The sequence below is a fragment of the Mucilaginibacter daejeonensis genome (assembly GCF_020783335.1).
Classification (GTDB): Bacteria; Bacteroidota; Bacteroidia; order Sphingobacteriales; family Sphingobacteriaceae; genus Mucilaginibacter; species Mucilaginibacter daejeonensis.
The window spans coordinates 2,479,769-2,494,542 of sequence record NZ_CP086068.1; the positions used below are offsets into that span (position 1 = coordinate 2,479,769).

Annotated in this window: 18 protein-coding genes; 11 read left to right on the forward strand and 7 right to left on the reverse strand. The window is 45.2% G+C overall.

Translation table 11 applies throughout. From position 1 onward, the window contains the following. Nucleotides 1–116 precede the first annotated feature (116 nt). Nucleotides 117–1,166 (forward strand): restriction endonuclease, encoded by a 1,050-nt coding sequence (locus tag LLH06_RS10410; RefSeq protein ID WP_228169226.1) that lies wholly within the window; start codon nt 117–119, stop codon nt 1,164–1,166. Here LLH06_RS10410 and LLH06_RS10415 read toward each other — a convergent pair. The 5 genes from LLH06_RS10415 to LLH06_RS10435 form a co-directional block, all read right to left on the reverse strand. Then, entirely contained in the window at nt 1,103–1,759 is a 657-nt protein-coding gene (locus LLH06_RS10415) for a SagB family peptide dehydrogenase (RefSeq protein WP_228169227.1), read from the reverse strand. The two genes, LLH06_RS10410 and LLH06_RS10415, sit on opposite strands and share 64 nt — an antisense overlap. After that, nucleotides 1,756–2,349, reverse strand: coding sequence for a 7-cyano-7-deazaguanine synthase (locus LLH06_RS10420; protein ID WP_228169228.1), 594 nt, complete (start codon nt 2,347–2,349; stop codon nt 1,756–1,758). The genes LLH06_RS10415 and LLH06_RS10420 overlap by 4 nt, the downstream gene beginning before the upstream one ends. Beyond that, nucleotides 2,342–3,559, reverse strand: coding sequence for a PfkB family carbohydrate kinase (locus LLH06_RS10425; protein ID WP_228169229.1), 1,218 nt, complete (start codon nt 3,557–3,559; stop codon nt 2,342–2,344). Before LLH06_RS10425 ends, LLH06_RS10420 begins: the two co-directional genes overlap by 8 nt. 345 nt (nt 3,560–3,904) lie before the next feature. After that, entirely contained in the window at nt 3,905–4,681 is a 777-nt protein-coding gene (locus LLH06_RS10430; protein ID WP_228169230.1) for an 8-oxoguanine DNA glycosylase, read from the reverse strand. Further along, nucleotides 4,678–5,274, reverse strand: coding sequence for a DUF6088 family protein (locus tag LLH06_RS10435; RefSeq protein ID WP_228169231.1), 597 nt, complete (start codon nt 5,272–5,274; stop codon nt 4,678–4,680). The genes LLH06_RS10430 and LLH06_RS10435 overlap by 4 nt, the downstream gene beginning before the upstream one ends. Before the next feature lie 234 nt (nt 5,275–5,508). Between LLH06_RS10435 and LLH06_RS10440 the strand changes: the two genes are divergently transcribed. From LLH06_RS10440 to LLH06_RS10460, 5 genes are all read left to right on the forward strand, one after another. Then, nucleotides 5,509–5,838 (forward strand): helix-turn-helix domain-containing protein, encoded by a 330-nt coding sequence (locus LLH06_RS10440; protein WP_228169232.1) that lies wholly within the window; start codon nt 5,509–5,511, stop codon nt 5,836–5,838. Then, nucleotides 5,835–6,155 carry a hypothetical protein gene (locus LLH06_RS10445; RefSeq protein WP_228169233.1) on the forward strand — a complete coding sequence of 107 codons (321 nt, stop codon included), beginning with the start codon at nt 5,835–5,837 and terminating at the stop codon, nt 6,153–6,155. Before LLH06_RS10440 ends, LLH06_RS10445 begins: the two co-directional genes overlap by 4 nt. A 173-nt stretch (nt 6,156–6,328) precedes the next feature. Beyond that, nucleotides 6,329–6,751 (forward strand): plasmid mobilization protein, encoded by a 423-nt coding sequence (locus LLH06_RS10450; protein WP_228169234.1) that lies wholly within the window; start codon nt 6,329–6,331, stop codon nt 6,749–6,751. Beyond that, nucleotides 6,706–7,959, forward strand: a complete 1,254-nt coding sequence (locus LLH06_RS10455) for a relaxase/mobilization nuclease domain-containing protein (RefSeq protein WP_228169235.1) — start codon at nt 6,706–6,708, stop codon at nt 7,957–7,959. Before LLH06_RS10450 ends, LLH06_RS10455 begins: the two co-directional genes overlap by 46 nt. Before the next feature lie 11 nt (nt 7,960–7,970). Then, on the forward strand, nt 7,971–8,531 hold the full coding sequence (locus LLH06_RS10460) for a YWFCY domain-containing protein (protein WP_228169236.1): 561 nt from the start codon (nt 7,971–7,973) through the stop codon (nt 8,529–8,531). 87 nt (nt 8,532–8,618) lie between these two features. Here LLH06_RS10460 and istB read toward each other — a convergent pair whose 3' ends face one another. Then, on the reverse strand, nt 8,619–9,380 hold the full coding sequence (istB, locus tag LLH06_RS10465; protein ID WP_228169237.1) for an IS21-like element helper ATPase IstB: 762 nt from the start codon (nt 9,378–9,380) through the stop codon (nt 8,619–8,621). Nucleotides 9,381–9,399: 19 nt separating this feature from the next. Beyond that, nucleotides 9,400–10,929: an IS21 family transposase gene (gene istA / locus LLH06_RS10470; protein WP_228169238.1), complete on the reverse strand. Its 1,530-nt coding sequence runs from the start codon at nt 10,927–10,929 to the stop codon at nt 9,400–9,402. A 138-nt stretch (nt 10,930–11,067) separates the two neighbouring features. Between istA and traK the strand changes: the two genes are divergently transcribed. Genes traK through LLH06_RS10495 form a run of 5 tightly spaced genes read left to right on the forward strand, consistent with a single transcriptional unit; the run spans nt 11,068 to nt 14,767 of the window. Next, nucleotides 11,068–11,550 (forward strand): conjugative transposon protein TraK, encoded by a 483-nt coding sequence (traK, locus tag LLH06_RS10475; RefSeq protein WP_228169239.1) that lies wholly within the window; start codon nt 11,068–11,070, stop codon nt 11,548–11,550. Between the two features lie 2 nt (nt 11,551–11,552). Then, on the forward strand, nt 11,553–11,951 hold the full coding sequence (locus LLH06_RS10480; protein WP_228169240.1) for a hypothetical protein: 399 nt from the start codon (nt 11,553–11,555) through the stop codon (nt 11,949–11,951). Further along, nucleotides 11,897–13,135 (forward strand): conjugative transposon protein TraM, encoded by a 1,239-nt coding sequence (gene traM / locus LLH06_RS10485; RefSeq protein ID WP_228169241.1) that lies wholly within the window; start codon nt 11,897–11,899, stop codon nt 13,133–13,135. The genes LLH06_RS10480 and traM overlap by 55 nt, the downstream gene beginning before the upstream one ends. 9 nt (nt 13,136–13,144) lie before the next feature. Continuing rightward, nucleotides 13,145–13,963: a DUF4138 domain-containing protein gene (locus tag LLH06_RS10490; RefSeq protein ID WP_228169242.1), complete on the forward strand. Its 819-nt coding sequence runs from the start codon at nt 13,145–13,147 to the stop codon at nt 13,961–13,963. A 33-nt stretch (nt 13,964–13,996) separates the two neighbouring features. Beyond that, complete coding sequence (locus tag LLH06_RS10495) at nt 13,997–14,767, forward strand: hypothetical protein (protein WP_228169243.1); 771 nt, start codon at nt 13,997–13,999, stop codon at nt 14,765–14,767. The last annotated feature ends 7 nt before the right edge of the window (nt 14,768–14,774 follow it).

Consider the following 14,774-nt stretch of genomic DNA (forward strand, 5'->3'; position numbering starts at 1 on the left):
TGAACAAGGCGTTTAAGACTTTACGTATGGCACACGTGCATCATTTTCCAATTAAGCCTCTCATCGAATTGGACGTTCATAATTAATGAAGTTTTTTCCACGTTGAAATAAACATAATGAATTGGCAAGAATATCAAGCAGCGGTGTCTGCTTTTTTTAAATCAATTGGCGGGACGGCGACAGTAGACGCACCTTTAAAAGGTGTTCGCGGGCATCACAAAATTGACGTTCTAGTCCGACTAAAGGTTTTTGGTATCGAAGCGCTTTGGATTGTGGAATGTAAACTTTGGAAAACGTCAGTTCCAAAAGAAAAGGTGTTAACGCTTCAGCAAATCGTTCAGGACGTGGGCGCTGACCGAGGATTTTTGATGTCCGAGTCTGGTTTTCAATCCGGTACGATCAAAAGTGCCAATTCCTCTAATATTACGCTCAGTTCGCTGAGCGAATTGCAAGATATGGCCGTCGAGGAACTGATCAAACTGCGCTTTAAATCAGTGTCCGTCAGCCTGAATGATTTGACTCATCGTCATTATGCCTTTATGCCCCAGGATAAGTTTAGTAAAATTCAATCCATGGATATTGTTTTAGAATCATTGGCAGACATGTTGTTGATTCGTACAGAATTATTTAAAGTACATGGCAAACGCTTTCCGGTTTTCCTCGCAGCAGAAACGGTTCATAATGTTAAAGAGTTTGTTGAAGCTGCTGAGCGTATTTTAACAAAAGCTGAGGGCGTCATTCATCAAATTGAGGAACAATACAACCACAATTTAATCACCGGCCGCAAAGTATTAGCGGACACCAAAGACTTAACTGATCAACTCGTTGCACGTGCTAAGGAAATCGCCCAAGCACATATCGCTCCTGAAAAGAAAGATGAACTGAGATTGGGTGGGGTGACGATTATGAAAAAGATTGGCGATGCGATGATTGAACTTCGCGGTTATACAACGAATACCTCTTTTCGCTATTTGCATAATGTCCATCGTGTGTTGATTGATGAACTTTACCTGGATTTATTGAATGAAAACCTGACTGATGCCGACGTAGCCAAAACCGGTAATAATCTGAAAAAAGCTTTTACCGAGTTTGAAAGTTTTTTTCAGCCAATTATTATCCCGCCCGCTCCAAATACATCTGGATCAGCAAAAAATGATGAGATATAGGGCTCACCTAAACTGCCGATAGGGCAACTGGACAAATTTAAAGCGGTGCAAGTGAGCTGAATACTATTGATCAGCGCACCCGCGTCTCTCCAAATCAGAGAGTCAGCATTTTCGTATTTACTATTCGTTCTCTGCGAATGGGCCACAAACCATAACAAAGTACCCCGTCCAATATTGACAATCTTATTGATATGGATAATAAAGGGCGCAATAACCACTTCGTTCATGATGAGATTTAGGGAATGATCAAATGGATTGTAGTAGTAAAAATGCTCTCTATGAAACATGGTGGAATTGTACACGATGATGTCAATAGGATGTCTTGCACCCGCAGAGGGAGCGCCGCGGTGCGTAAGGATGTAACCATTCTCCTGTAGGTGAAGGTTTTTGACCTTTGCGGTATACCATAATAATTGGCTCAGTTGAGTAAGCATCACCGCGTTGAATTTCCGGGTAGACCTTCTATTAGTGATGACCTTGCCAAATGGTATCATAAGTAATGTTTCAGGACAGGATAGCTTGATCCGGTCACCCAGCTGATATTCGTAACCGGTGACTGGTTCTTCCGTAAGTTTGACGTGTGGATTTTTCACCGCTCAGCATTTAAGGTCCTAAAAGTATATTGGTATTTTTGGCAGCCACGGCATTTGCCGCAGGCCACGTCACCGGTATGGCAAGAATGTGCCCAATGCAGTAATGAATTAGGAATGCCGGAAATCTGAATAAGCTCGACCGAGGACAACTCGATAGCGGGCGCTACTATCTGAATATGTCCTTCCTGGTATTGCATCAAATCATTGATCCGCTCGTAAAACCCTGCGGTGCCATCTTTGTGAAAACCGTCCGACTTTACGGAACCGACCATCAGTTCATCCAGGCCCAAACTAATTCCCTTCATACACGCTAGGGTCACTAGTAACTGGTTGCGATAAGGCCACCATTCAGGAGAAGGTGAACCCACTACGGCGCTGCCATTGATTAGATCGCCGCTACCCAGGCTGCTACAGTCAATGGTTATGACTTCATGAGTCATACCCAGTTCATGGGCAATGATTCCGCTAACTTCCAATTCTTTTTTAGCAGCGGCCTGTCCATAATCAAGTGAAATAGCGATATTAGGTCTTTTCCAGTAGGCCAGCGATACGGAATCTAAACCACCCGATAATAAAATGGCTTTACGCATCAATTTTAGCGAGCGCCCAAAGGCTTTTGTAAAGTGCCGTGGTTAAGTCTTTTTCTATCGTGCAAGCAGTGCCCTCCAGCATCTTGATACTTTCCGAGGTTTCGTTCTCTACATAGCCAATGACCGTACATTCTTTAGCAACAGCGAAACCGATTTCAAATAAAGTTCCCGAATCAAGGCCATCGAGGACAGCAAGCACCACTTTCGACTCGTTTAGACCCTTGATATCCAGTGGCACCACGGTGGAAGCCTCGCCGAGGCCGACGTGATGCCAGGGCGAAAATACTTTGATGTTCATTGAACGTAAACACTGGTAGATTTCATTAATAAGCCAGCGTTCGGAAAACGTAAAAAATGGACCCGCTAAATACAACTGCGCATCAGGATACGCTTCAATTAAAAACGGCTTGATCTCTGGGTCACTTTCGAATGACAAGAAATTAAAATTGCGCGTATTGCAATAAACCGCAGTATCCCAGGAGGCATTTCTTGCTGCCATAATCGGGTCGTCTGACAGTTCCCAGTGATGGGCAAAAGACGCTGCGAAAACATCTCCAGACCCAATTGGCCAAATATTTTTTGTTTCATAAACGGGAATGACTTGCTCTTGGCCATTGATCGTCTTTACCAAAGCACCCTTCGCACCCATTTTGAGCACCACGACTTCTGCTCCCTCTTTTTCAAAGAAGAAATCCTGTATTGCTTGAATGTCGCCGTTATGAGCCCCGGTCATCCTTCTGGCTTCCGCGATGTTCACGACGATAGCCAATCGTTTAGCGGTGGAACCGGTAACCGAAAACAAAATCGGATGTACAGGCGATTGTGGATCGTAAATGACTTTATTACCGCAAACCACGCCGTTCCCTTCAATCATGCCATAATATAGAATCACCTCGCCGTTGATCGTCATTACATTTCCTTGGCTATTGAGGGTGTCAGGTCGAGGGACAATCAAAGGGTCGGCCATCGGGTAGTCGTAACGGAATTGGACCAGATGCGGAGTTGGGTATACCGTATATTGAAAGTTAATTTCCTCGGCTAATTGAGTAAGGTATTCTCCTGTACGACTATTGCCAAAGGTGTGATATTGGATTTTTTGATCGGGACGCAGCCGTGACAATGCCCAACAGGCCCTTAAGCCTGATCCAAATGTCTTGTCCCATCTTGGTTCAAAACAGTATTCGTCGTAAGTGCCGCCAACAACAATCATTACGCAAAAATTAACAATTCACACGATCCGCCCACCAAAGAGGTGATACGACCCTGATAATCATATCCGGCATTGATACAGTAAAGGAGGTCTGCTGTCGTCGCGCTGGATGAAAGTACACTTCCAACTAATTGTCCGGTTGCCGTAAATGCCTGAACCGGGCCTGTGGCACTTCGTAAATTTATCGTTAGAATATCTCCGACCTTCAAGGTTACTAAAACAGCCGCGCTGGGAGACATGATGGTCCCCCTTCCGGTTAGCGTAGTACAGTTAGGCGGGGTATTGACACTGTTATCATCTGACGAAGTATCGAAATCGTTGTTGTTTCCTGACATGATAATTGGCTTAGTTGATGTGCTTTAACGCATTCAATGCTAATCTATTAGTTTTTTTCATGAAATCCCAAATAATTGCATCCATAATAGCAGATGATACTTCCAAAGCATCACAAAATGAGAGGTATTGCTGCTCTAAATCCAAATAATATTTAGTCAAATCATATTCTTTCTGATAGAAACCGGCTAACAACCCAGCTCTTAAAATATGAATGTCCAGTATCGCTACCCGCTCACTGTCCAGCCAGTTCCGCGTGATCCATGATGCTGTTTTCAGGCCAATACCATCAACTGTTAATAGCCAGTTTCGTAATTCCAGGTCACTGTGTTGTGGAATGTTATCCAGGTCATTTCGATTCAGTAGTTTGAAAATGTATTTGCTCTTTTGATTATAAAACCGGTAGGTAATCGTTCTGCCATCCGTTAATTCAAATGGTCGAACTAGAGCCTGGTATAATTCCAATTGAGTAACTTTAGGCTTGATCAATTTTTTAGTTCTGAGTCGTTCAAATGCCGCCAAGCCGACCTCGGATGGCATCCCAAAACCTCCGAGCAAGCACACGACGATCTCTTCCAAAATGTTATTTCCCAGTTTGTATAACTTCCTTGGTTCGCGACGCTGCATATATGTCATATATTGAATCTTCCAAAAGGCCGGAGTATAAAACTGTGCACAGTCACCCCATTTAACACCGGGCATCAATTCATGATCCTCATGCGGAAGCTGTCGAGCGGCATCACATAATAGCTGCCATGCCTGATCTTGCTGATTTCTTATAGTTTTCATATTGTTTGTTCTTTATAGAGCTTATGTAATAAATTATATATCCAGCCTGCAGCTAGTTGCAAGTCTTTTGACCATATGTCCTGATCAACCGATTTGATTTTTTCGACGATGTGTGTTATAATACTTGCATTAACCTTTTCCTTGCCGAGTTCATCCAAGGCGAGTATCAAAAGCCCGCTGGTAGAGTCTGAAAGAGCGAGTTTCTTAGCCGTTGTAGACTTAAAAATCAACCGCTGGCTGCCAAGTTGTATACTACGTGGCTCACCATCTGTTAAATAGATCAACTCATTAGGCTCAACCGACGTCATTCCCAATTTATAAAGGGCAAAGTGGCCAGCCGGCCTGATCCTGACCCGCTCTTTCTTTGCAATCGCCTTCGCTATTATTTCAGGAGCAGGCACGGCGAAATTTTTGCCTCCTTTTAAATAAATTCCATGACCCAATCGCTCCAGTTGTTTCTCCTTAGCATGGCGGCTTAAACTCATTTTAATCGCATCCTCACTGCCTAAGCCACGGAAATCTATGGGAAACACCAATTCACCCGCTTTCAGCCGGCTGATTCTTCGAGCAATTTGTTGATGAGTCGAGTTCAAATTGTTACAAATATATCTAAAAAGGTAACATATAATTAACCTAAACAATGTGATTTTACACCACTGTTTATCTCGTAACCGCAAACTTATCGAAGGTTCAGTTTCTACAGATTACTGTAGCTTTAACTGGAAATACAACTTTAATATCTGAATACAAAATACCCTACCTCGTACATGAGGTGTGATAAATTTATTTTGACATTCATCACATTTGCTGTCGCTAAATTTTAAGCTATGGCAAATCATAATGAAATCCAACATGACTTTCCTAAAGTAAACCGTGATCAGTTGATCACGGTTCAGGACTTGCTCGACTTTAAGCAACAGCTTATCCTTGACATCAAGAAGCTACTCAAAGAACAATCCGGCCAGCCGGGCCACCAGTGGCTGAAAGCTTTTGAGATCAAAAAAATGCTTCGGCTATCTGAGAGCAAATTGCAATATCTTCGGGATAAGGGCCTGATACCTTTTAAAAAATTAGGTGGTATCACTTACTATAATTCCGAGGAAATTGAAAAGCTGATGGCTTCCGGCAAGTTGAACGATCAGATGAAGATGGCATGAAACGGAAGGCCAAACGCACTGTGCCGAATCTGCCGAATGAGGTCAGGAAAAGCAGCAAACATACCCTGCAAATTCACGACGGCATGGGGACGACCATGCCACCTGACAAGGACGTTTTGCTGATCTATTTTGATCAAAAAGGCGAAGGTGAATTGGCTGACCAGTTCTTCAACGAGCAGAATGCTCGCGGGTGGACGACTCCCACCGGTGGCATCATTTACAACTGGAAAGTATGTGCAGCTGAGTGGATTTACAACCATCGGCAAGAACTGAAACGTAGGTTGAGGCAGTCACCATTTTACAGTGAATCTTTTTAAGTAATGATGTTAACCAAATCCGAATCGAGGACATTGCAAAAGGATGAGATTGCATTTTTGAGCAATCAGCAAGATAAACCGTTGTCGGACAACGGAATCTTGCCCCCCTTCCAAAGTCAGTCCGGGGACATTCCAAAAATCCTCCGAAGTCGGATTTTTAGATGATGTGAGTTATGGAAATTGAAGAAGAAAACAGGTTACGAAAGATTACCACGAGGTTTAAACCCGGTGAATATTTACTGATCGACAGGCGGTTTAAAAAAACACGCCTCCGCAAGATGAGCGAGTACATCAGATGCGTTTTGCTGGAGAAACCGATCACCGTGAACTACCGTGATAAGTCTATGGATGAGATGCTCGAAGAGCTGGCTTTACTGCGCCGGGAGCTCAATGCCATCGGTAATAATCTGAACCAGGCAGTCCGTCAGATCAACGCTGCACATGGTTCCGCAGATAACCGTTTATGGCTGTCGCTTATGTCTATAATCGGGTCCAAAGTTGATCCTGCCATCGCCCAGATCAAAGACCGCATGCAAAACTTTTCAGAACTATGGTCGCAAAAATTAAAACCGGACGAAGCATCCTCGGGGCAATAAATTACAATGAGCATAAGGTGCGTTTAGGCAAGGCTGAATTGATCCTGGCACAGGGTTATTTGAAGGAGCCGCTTGACCTGTCTTTCAGTGACAAGGTGAACCGGTTGACTGACCTGACAAAACGGAATGAGCGCACACAGGTCAATGCCTTACACGTGTCATTGAATTTTGCTGTTAGCGAAAGATTAGACAAATGGACACTTCAGCAAATTGCCGATGAATACATGGAAGGCTTAGGATTTGGCATGCAACCGTACCTTGTGTATCAGCATTACGATGCCGGGCATCCTCACCTGCATTTGGTATCTACCAACATTAAACCGGATGGTGAAAGGATCAGCTTTCATTTGCTGGCTAATAAAGCCTCTGAGCAGTCGCGAAAGCAGGTAGAGCTAAATTATGGATTAGTCAAGGCAGAAGATCAAGGCAAAGCACAACATAACATAAAATCTCTATCCCTGGAACAAGTAGCTTACGGGAAATCAGAAACTAAGCAGGCCATCACTAATGTCGTAAGTGAGGTATTGCGAACATACAAGTTTACCAGTATCCCGGAATTCAACGCGGTTCTAAACGCCTTTAACGTGACGGCTGACCGGGGTTCAAAAGAATCCAGGATGTATGAGAAAAACGGGTTGGTATACTGGGCACTGGATGGTAAAGGCAGCAAGATCGGCGTTCCCATCAAGGCTAGCAGTATCTACGGTAAACCAACGTTAAAAACCTTGGAAGGACGTTTTGCTTTAAATGAGGTGCTACGCAAATCATTTAAAGAGCAGATAAAGCATACGATTGATAATCTGCTAAGTAAACCGTTTGGTAAAACCGAGTTTCAGTTAAAGCTTAAGGAACAGAATATTGAAGCCATTTTCCGGCACAGTGAGGATGGCCGGTTGTATGGGGTAACCTTTGTCGATCACAGCGCAAAAGCTGTCTTTAATGGCAGTGACTTAGGTAAAAGCTACAGTGCCAACAGCCTTTCCCAAATTTTCGCACAATCAACGGAAAGCACTAAACCAGGCCAAAGCGCAGATCCATCCGGCATTTATCATTTTCCTGATAATACTGGAATAACGGGTAATAACAACTTCAACAGTGGCGGTGCATTCCTAGAAGCCTTATACCAGGACGAAAAACAAGATATGGCAGCCATCAGCAGGCTACAGCAAAGAAAGCGCAAGAAAAAACGCAGAGGGCATTCACTTTAAATTTTACAGTCATGCAAACAGGTGAAAACGAACAAGCATTAAGAAGGATCATTGATTTTACCCGGTTTATCAGCCTGGCAATTCTTATCCTTCATTTTTATATTTCCTGCTATGCTGCATTTAAGCATTGGGGGTTGACCAAGCCGGTCGTTAACAGTATCCTACTGTCTGTCTCGAAATTGACAGTCTTCAAAAGTGTGCTTTATGCAAAACTTTCAGCACTATTCGCTTTGATGATTTCCTTGTTAGGCAGCAAGGGGAAAAAAGATGAGAAGATCAATCTTAAAACAATCACTACCTATGCATTGATTGGCTTGCTGTTATACTTTATCAGTGCAGTATTCCTCAACGTCAACTATTCGGTATCAATCAGAGCATCACTATATATCGGCATAACCTCGTTAGGGTATCTACTGATTTTGTCAGGACTAAGTGCCCTGTTCAGAATGCTCAAATTGAAGCTGGCTGATGACATTTTTAACAAAGCCAACGAATCATTCCCGCAGGAAGAGCGGTATCTCGACAATGAGTATTCGATTAACTTGCCTGCTTGTATAATACGGAGAAGTTGACCAGGTGATTCCGTGGCAAATTGACCACCCAAAGTGCTGGCGAACGAGCGCAGCAAACGCTGTAGAAGCGTTGTCAAAAGTAGTTATTTAAAGATGATTTTCCAGGTAGCCTTTTTCCGGTTCTGCGGGTCGCCGCTTTCTCATGGATTCCCCCTTTAGTTCTATCCGGTGCGCATCATGCACGATCCGGTCAAGAATAGCATCCGCAATCGTCTTTTCACCAATGACCTCATACCATTTACTGACCGGCAGCTGAGAGGTAATGATCAGTGAGGTCTTACCGTGCCTGTCCTCAATGACCTCCATCAGGGCAGCCCTGCTCTGTGCATCAAAGGGCTGAATGCCGAAGTCATCCAGGATCAGGAGTTGTTGCCGTTCCAGTTTGGCAGTTTCCTTCATATAGGAGCCGTCCGCCTTGGCCATCTTCAGCTTGGCAAAGAGCTTGGGCGTACTGGCATAGAATACACGGTAGCCCTGTATGCAGGCCTGGTGGCCGATAGCAGAAGCAATGTAGCTTTTACCAATGCCGGTGCTACCGGTAATCAGCAGGTTCTCATTACGGTCCACAAAGGTGCAGTCCGCAAGGCGCATCACCTGGTTGCGGTCAATGCTGCGGTCAGCATGGTAATGGATATTCTCCACCGATGCTTTATAGCGGAACTTGGCGTACATGATAGTGCGTTCGATACGCCTGTTCTGACGGTCGTCCCACTCGGCTTCCACCAGGTGGGCCAATAGCTCATCGGTAGTGTATTCGGCGGTCTGCCCGGTCTCCAGGCAGCTTTTAAAGGCATGATACATGCCAAAGAACTTCAGCTTTCGAAGCTTGTCTAAAGTGCTTGTGTTCATTATTGATGTTGTTTAATGGCTATTTGTAGTAGTTCTCTCCCCGGATATTATCATGGCTGGGCATGGGCAGCTCGTCAGCAAATAAGCTGTCCTCGTAGCTGTCCATCTTGTTTTCCAGTATCTGCTGAATGGTCTTATAGTTGTAAATGCCATACCCGAGCGCCCGCCTGCAGGCACTGGCCAGCCGTTCGTTACCGGCTTTGCGCGCCAAACTCAGCACACCAATGCAGGAGCGGTAGGCCTGCTCGGGATGCTGCTTGCGGTCGAGTATCTTCAGGATATAAAGCCGCACATCCTCATCAATGGTGCCCGCCCAGTCCAGGAACTTGTCGGGTGTCCATTCCGTCATAAAGCGGTGCGTGGAAGCCAGGTGATCCTTATCGGTGGTATAGCTGTAAGGGCTTTTGATGCGCCGGTGCATGGCAATGCGTTCATAATGGTAATACACCTCGACATTGGTTCGGGAGTACAGCAGCTTGACCTTTTTGCCAATGAAGCGGTACGGTACGCTGTAATAGTGTTTGTCGGTGCCCAGGCAGACATGCCCATTCTTCATTACGGTGGCCTGATGCTGCCGTTTGAACTCATAACGCAATGCCGGTAAGGGCGAGAGTGCCTGGCGCTCGACCTCTTCGAACTGAAGCCTTCTGCTGTAATTGCGGCCTTTGAGCGGCTGGCTGTTGTGTGCTTCCAGCGCTGTTTTGATGGCTGCGTTCAGTTCAGCCAGCGTGTGGTAAATCTCCTTACGTACCGGTGCGTAAATGCGGCTGTAGATGATCTTAACGGCACCTTCCACCAAGGCCTTGTCGCGGGGACGGTACGCCCGGGCGGGTAAGATGGTGGTCCCATAGTGATCTGCAAAGTCAGCAAACGTTTCGTTCAAGGTTGGCTCATAGCGGTTGCTTTTAATGACAGCAGCTTTCAGGTTATCCGGAACGATGGCCGAAGGTATGCCGCCATAAAAGTGCAGGGCATTCTCACAGGCCGCTATAAAGTCCTCTTTTTGCTGGCTCAGAACAGCTTCAGCATAGGTCAGCTGGCTGGCACCAAGAATAGCTACAAATACCTCTACCGTAATGACCTCGCCGGTTTCTTTGTCCGTAATGCTCATCTTTTCACCCGCATAGTCCACATACATCTTGTCTCCGGCCTTGTGGTCCAGATGCATGGTCGGGTTGACGCGCGCTTTCCACTGGTTGAAAAGAAAGCAGAACTGGGTGTATCCATACCCGTCAGGGAACTCTTTGATATAGGCTTCCCAGAGGATGCGGCGGTTCATGCCGACGCGCTTGAGTTCTTTGTCTATCTGGGGAAAGCAGCGCTGCAGGGCGAGCATACGCTTATCCGGAGGCCGCTCGTTGCTTTTGCCAAAGAAGTCCTCCAGTTCTTTATCATTAAGCGTGTTAATCTCCTCGAACGTAAAGCCACTGGCATCGAAGGCGGCAAAGTACTTCTTTGCCGTATTGCGGGACACGCCGATCTGGGCAGCGATGGAGAGCTTGCTGCGGCCTTGGGTGTACATCCTTAAAATCTGTCTGATCTTGCTCATGCTGATTGTAGTGTTGGCCATAGCTGAAGGGTTTATCCTTCAAAAATATGGCTGCTTCTACAGCATGTGCGGCTCGTTCGGGGTGGTCACTTTCCGCCGGAATCAGGTGGTCAGTTTCCCGCGGAATCGGTGGTCAGCTTGCGCCGGAATCAGGTGGTCAATATCAGCGTATTCTCCACCTTTGCAGCAGATCGCAAAGATAATATCCCTGTTGAGGCAAGGGATCACATCAAAATGTTTCATCATTACTTTTTCACGCTTGACCCTGATGAAAAAGTGATCAACGCGAACATTGGAAAAGCACTATATCTGGCCGATGAAAGCGCCAAAAATCAATACAACGATTTTAAGGAAAAGAGCTACTATAACAACCTTATCTCGGGTAATATCAGCCAACAAGTTGTGGTGGACAGTGTTCAACTCGACATTGATCAGTATCCTTATTACTTCAAATGCTTTGCTACGCAAAAGCTTATCCGCGCTACATCGACGATCAATCGCAGTCTGGTTACCCAGGGTTATCTCAGAAATGTGGCACGTTCAGATAATAACCCTCACGGATTTCTGATACAGCATTGGGAAACATTAGCCAACAGGGATACCACGCTTCAACACCAATAGCCATGAAAACACGCAGTAATGATAACAGCTCATCCACCGCGATGAATGACAAAATAGCGAAAGTGGTCTCAGCTTACATTGTAAGCGTTCAGGCTAAAATAGCAACAGCAATCGCTGAGCGGTTTAATGCCTACAGCGCTCGTAAACAAAAGCTCGTGCTGTTGAGTATCGCAGCCATCACAATTGCCATCCTGTTAGCCGGGCTGTTTACCAATTCTTATACGATACCTGCCATTAATCAGTCCTATAAACCTGCAACACATATCGGCATAGCATCCGACGTCAACCTTTCCGGCGGAACGGACGCACAATTAACAGATTCATTAACTAAAAAAATGATTAAATCATGGAAGCAACACTCAAACAAGGCAGACTGCCTGCACACGCTCCCGAATTTTTGAAAGAGCGTAAATTCTTAATGATGATACCGGTACTGATCTTTCCTTTTCTAACGATGGCCTTTTGGGCGTTGGGTGGCGGACGGAACAGTAACCATTTAACTGGCGAACAGACGGCGGTGAAAGGGCTGAACACCACTTTACCGCAAGCTCAATTTAAAAATAGCAGCGATCAGGACAAAATGGGAATTTATCAAACCACGCTTAAGGATTCGGGTAGTTTTGCTACAGGCGGTGTCAGTCAAAGTTTTGATAGCTCGATGGGGTTTACAGATCAACAAGCAATTCAAAGCAAGGCACAAAGTACATTTTCTTTATCGGGTGATCTGACATCGAGCGATGCCAATGAAGCCAAGATTCAGGCAAAGCTGGCGCAAATCAACAAACAGATTAATCAGCCTTCCTCACAGGTACAAACGGGCGGTTATGAGCCGCAGCTAAATTCCGGTACGGAGGTTAAGCGACTGCAAATGATGATGGCTTCCATGAATAGCGGCAGTGGTGAAGACCCGGAAATGAAGCAGCTTAGTCGCATGCTTCAGCAGATCAATGATATTCAAAATCCTGACAACTCCAATAACGTCCTTCGCACCCGCTCACTGAAAAATCGTAACCATGTCTATGCAGTAACTGCGGCAAATGACGACGGTGATGACGACGGCGATGGTTCAACCGTAAGTTATGCCAGTAACCGGTCAGCTGACCGGCCGGGTACGGAAGGCAACACGATTCAGGCAGTTATTCACGAAGATCAAACGTTGGTCAGCGGTGCGGTGGTTAAACTGCGGCTGGTGGACGGAATTTATGTTAAAGGCAAAATGATTCCTAAAGGCAGCTTCGTTTACGGCACGTGTGCCCTGAACAACGAACGCTTGGAAATCAAGATTGCCAGTATACGCTACCTGAATAACATCTTGCCAGTCGCACTGACTGTGTATGACCTGGATGGTCTGGAAGGTTTATATGTGCCTGGGTCCATCAGCCGCGACGCTGCTAAGAACGGAATGGGTAACGCCGTTAGCTCCATGCAACTGATGACCATGGATCAGTCGTTAGGCGCACAAGCAGCCGGGGCCGGTATCGAAGCCGCTAAAGGGCTGTTCGGCAAAAAGGTTAAACAGATTAAGATCAAAGTCAAAGCCGGGTATGAAGTTCTGCTTAAGGACAACAATGACCGCGATAATTAAGTAGGTAATATGAAAAGATTAACAGTTATATTTTTCCTTGCGTTGATAGGGAAAATAGCGTTTGCACAGGACACTGCCTATGTAAGCCACGACAAGGCAACAGCATTATTTTTTCAAGGGCCAGTAAAAGTGCTCGGCAGCCAAAGCAGCAAGTACGTGATTACGGACAAAGGCAATGGGGTGTTAACGATTAAAGCAGTCGCGTCGAATTTTAAAAATGTTACGCTCAGTGTTCAGGATCAAAGCACCAAAAAAGTCTACAGCATTCCGGTAGCTTATTCTTATGGACGAGCAGGACGACGGATTGGTTACGGTAAAACGCTTGTGAGTAATCTTGTAAATGACAGGCCGGAACTTGCTGAAGAGACAATTGCACAACAGATAGCATCAGGAAAACGTGCAGATGTAGCTACTCATGAAAAAACGGGAGGTATAAAAGCCTGGATCAATAAAGTTTCGCTTGCAGGTAACCGGATCTATTTGCGGCTGGATCTGCGAAATCGCTCGAACCTGCCTTACGGAATTGATTTTGTCCGATTCTATATTCGTGACCGCAAAACCGTGGACCGGATGGCAACCCACGAACAGGAGATTGTGCCGCTTTACAGCACTTTACGTAGTCGTACAGCCGTGGTCAAAGACCATGAAGTTGCGAAAGTATTTGCCTTTAAAAGGTTTTCACTATCGGAAGACGAGGCGCTATTCATCGAGGTTTACGAGCGTTCGGGTAACCGGCACCTTTATTTACAGATCAGGCAGGACAATCTAGATAATATCAAGGTCATCCCGGTACCATCAAGGACTCCGCTGACGCTGGCCGCTAATTAACAATCATCTAATTACCATTTAATTCATAAAGTCATGAACACACAAAATGCAGAATTCTTAAAAAAGAGCCTTTTGAACTTAGGCTTTGGGGAAAAACTGAATGCCGAACTTGACCGGGAGATCGAAGCAAAAACGCCGGAGTTCAAGTTAGGCTTAAGCCACGAGTTCAATCAGAAAACAGTCGATTACATGCTGCACTTTAAGGCAGGTGATAACCAGGATATGTATTTTTTTAACAAATATGATGCGAACATCCGCCATGAAAACGATTCTGAAAAAGATGTCAGCCAAACCTTTTACATCAACAAAGGTAACGGTGTGACCGCTAAAGAGGCTTTCAACTTAATGGAGGGACGTTCTGTACATAAGCAGCTCACCAATCTTGAAAATCAGAAATACCAGGCCTGGCTTACGCTGGATGACCAGAATTTAACAGACAGCGGCAACAAAAAGATCAAGCACTACCACGAAAATTATGGGTATGACTTAGAAAAAGTGATCGCAGGCAAAGGTATTAAGGAGTTGGAAGACCCTAAAGCAAAAGACGATGTGTTTCGTTCTTTGAAAAAAGGCAATGCTCAGCAGATCACTGTAGCACATGCGGACGGTAATAAAAAATATTTTATCTCAGCGAACCCACAGTTTAAAACTGTGGACCTGTTTGACCATCAGATGAAAAAGATCAAACGTGAAGAATTGTTAGGAACCAGTACGAAAACAACCAAAAGCTTAAAAACGCCTTCTCAGTCGCAGGAGAAATCGCAAAAAAAAAAGCAGTCGCGCAAGAGCAAAATGAGTGTTTAACATTTCA

Coding starts and splice junctions, on each gene's coding strand:
- LLH06_RS10480 (WP_228169240.1), top strand. CDS start 11,553: ATGAAAACACGCAGTAATGATAACAGCTCATCCACCGCGATGAATGAC.
- LLH06_RS10450 (WP_228169234.1), top strand. CDS start 6,329: ATGGAAATTGAAGAAGAAAACAGGTTACGAAAGATTACCACGAGGTTT.
- LLH06_RS10460 (WP_228169236.1), top strand. CDS start 7,971: ATGCAAACAGGTGAAAACGAACAAGCATTAAGAAGGATCATTGATTTT.
- LLH06_RS10430 (WP_228169230.1), bottom strand. CDS start 4,681: ATGAAAACTATAAGAAATCAGCAAGATCAGGCATGGCAGCTATTATGT.
- LLH06_RS10490 (WP_228169242.1), top strand. CDS start 13,145: ATGAAAAGATTAACAGTTATATTTTTCCTTGCGTTGATAGGGAAAATA.
- LLH06_RS10425 (WP_228169229.1), bottom strand. CDS start 3,559: ATGATTGTTGTTGGCGGCACTTACGACGAATACTGTTTTGAACCAAGA.
- istA (WP_228169238.1), bottom strand. CDS start 10,929: ATGAGCAAGATCAGACAGATTTTAAGGATGTACACCCAAGGCCGCAGC.
- LLH06_RS10440 (WP_228169232.1), top strand. CDS start 5,509: ATGGCAAATCATAATGAAATCCAACATGACTTTCCTAAAGTAAACCGT.
- LLH06_RS10455 (WP_228169235.1), top strand. CDS start 6,706: ATGGTCGCAAAAATTAAAACCGGACGAAGCATCCTCGGGGCAATAAAT.
- LLH06_RS10420 (WP_228169228.1), bottom strand. CDS start 2,349: ATGCGTAAAGCCATTTTATTATCGGGTGGTTTAGATTCCGTATCGCTG.
- istB (WP_228169237.1), bottom strand. CDS start 9,380: ATGAACACAAGCACTTTAGACAAGCTTCGAAAGCTGAAGTTCTTTGGC.
- LLH06_RS10445 (WP_228169233.1), top strand. CDS start 5,835: ATGAAACGGAAGGCCAAACGCACTGTGCCGAATCTGCCGAATGAGGTC.
- traM (WP_228169241.1), top strand. CDS start 11,897: ATGGAAGCAACACTCAAACAAGGCAGACTGCCTGCACACGCTCCCGAA.
- LLH06_RS10410 (WP_228169226.1), top strand. CDS start 117: ATGAATTGGCAAGAATATCAAGCAGCGGTGTCTGCTTTTTTTAAATCA.
- LLH06_RS10495 (WP_228169243.1), top strand. CDS start 13,997: ATGAACACACAAAATGCAGAATTCTTAAAAAAGAGCCTTTTGAACTTA.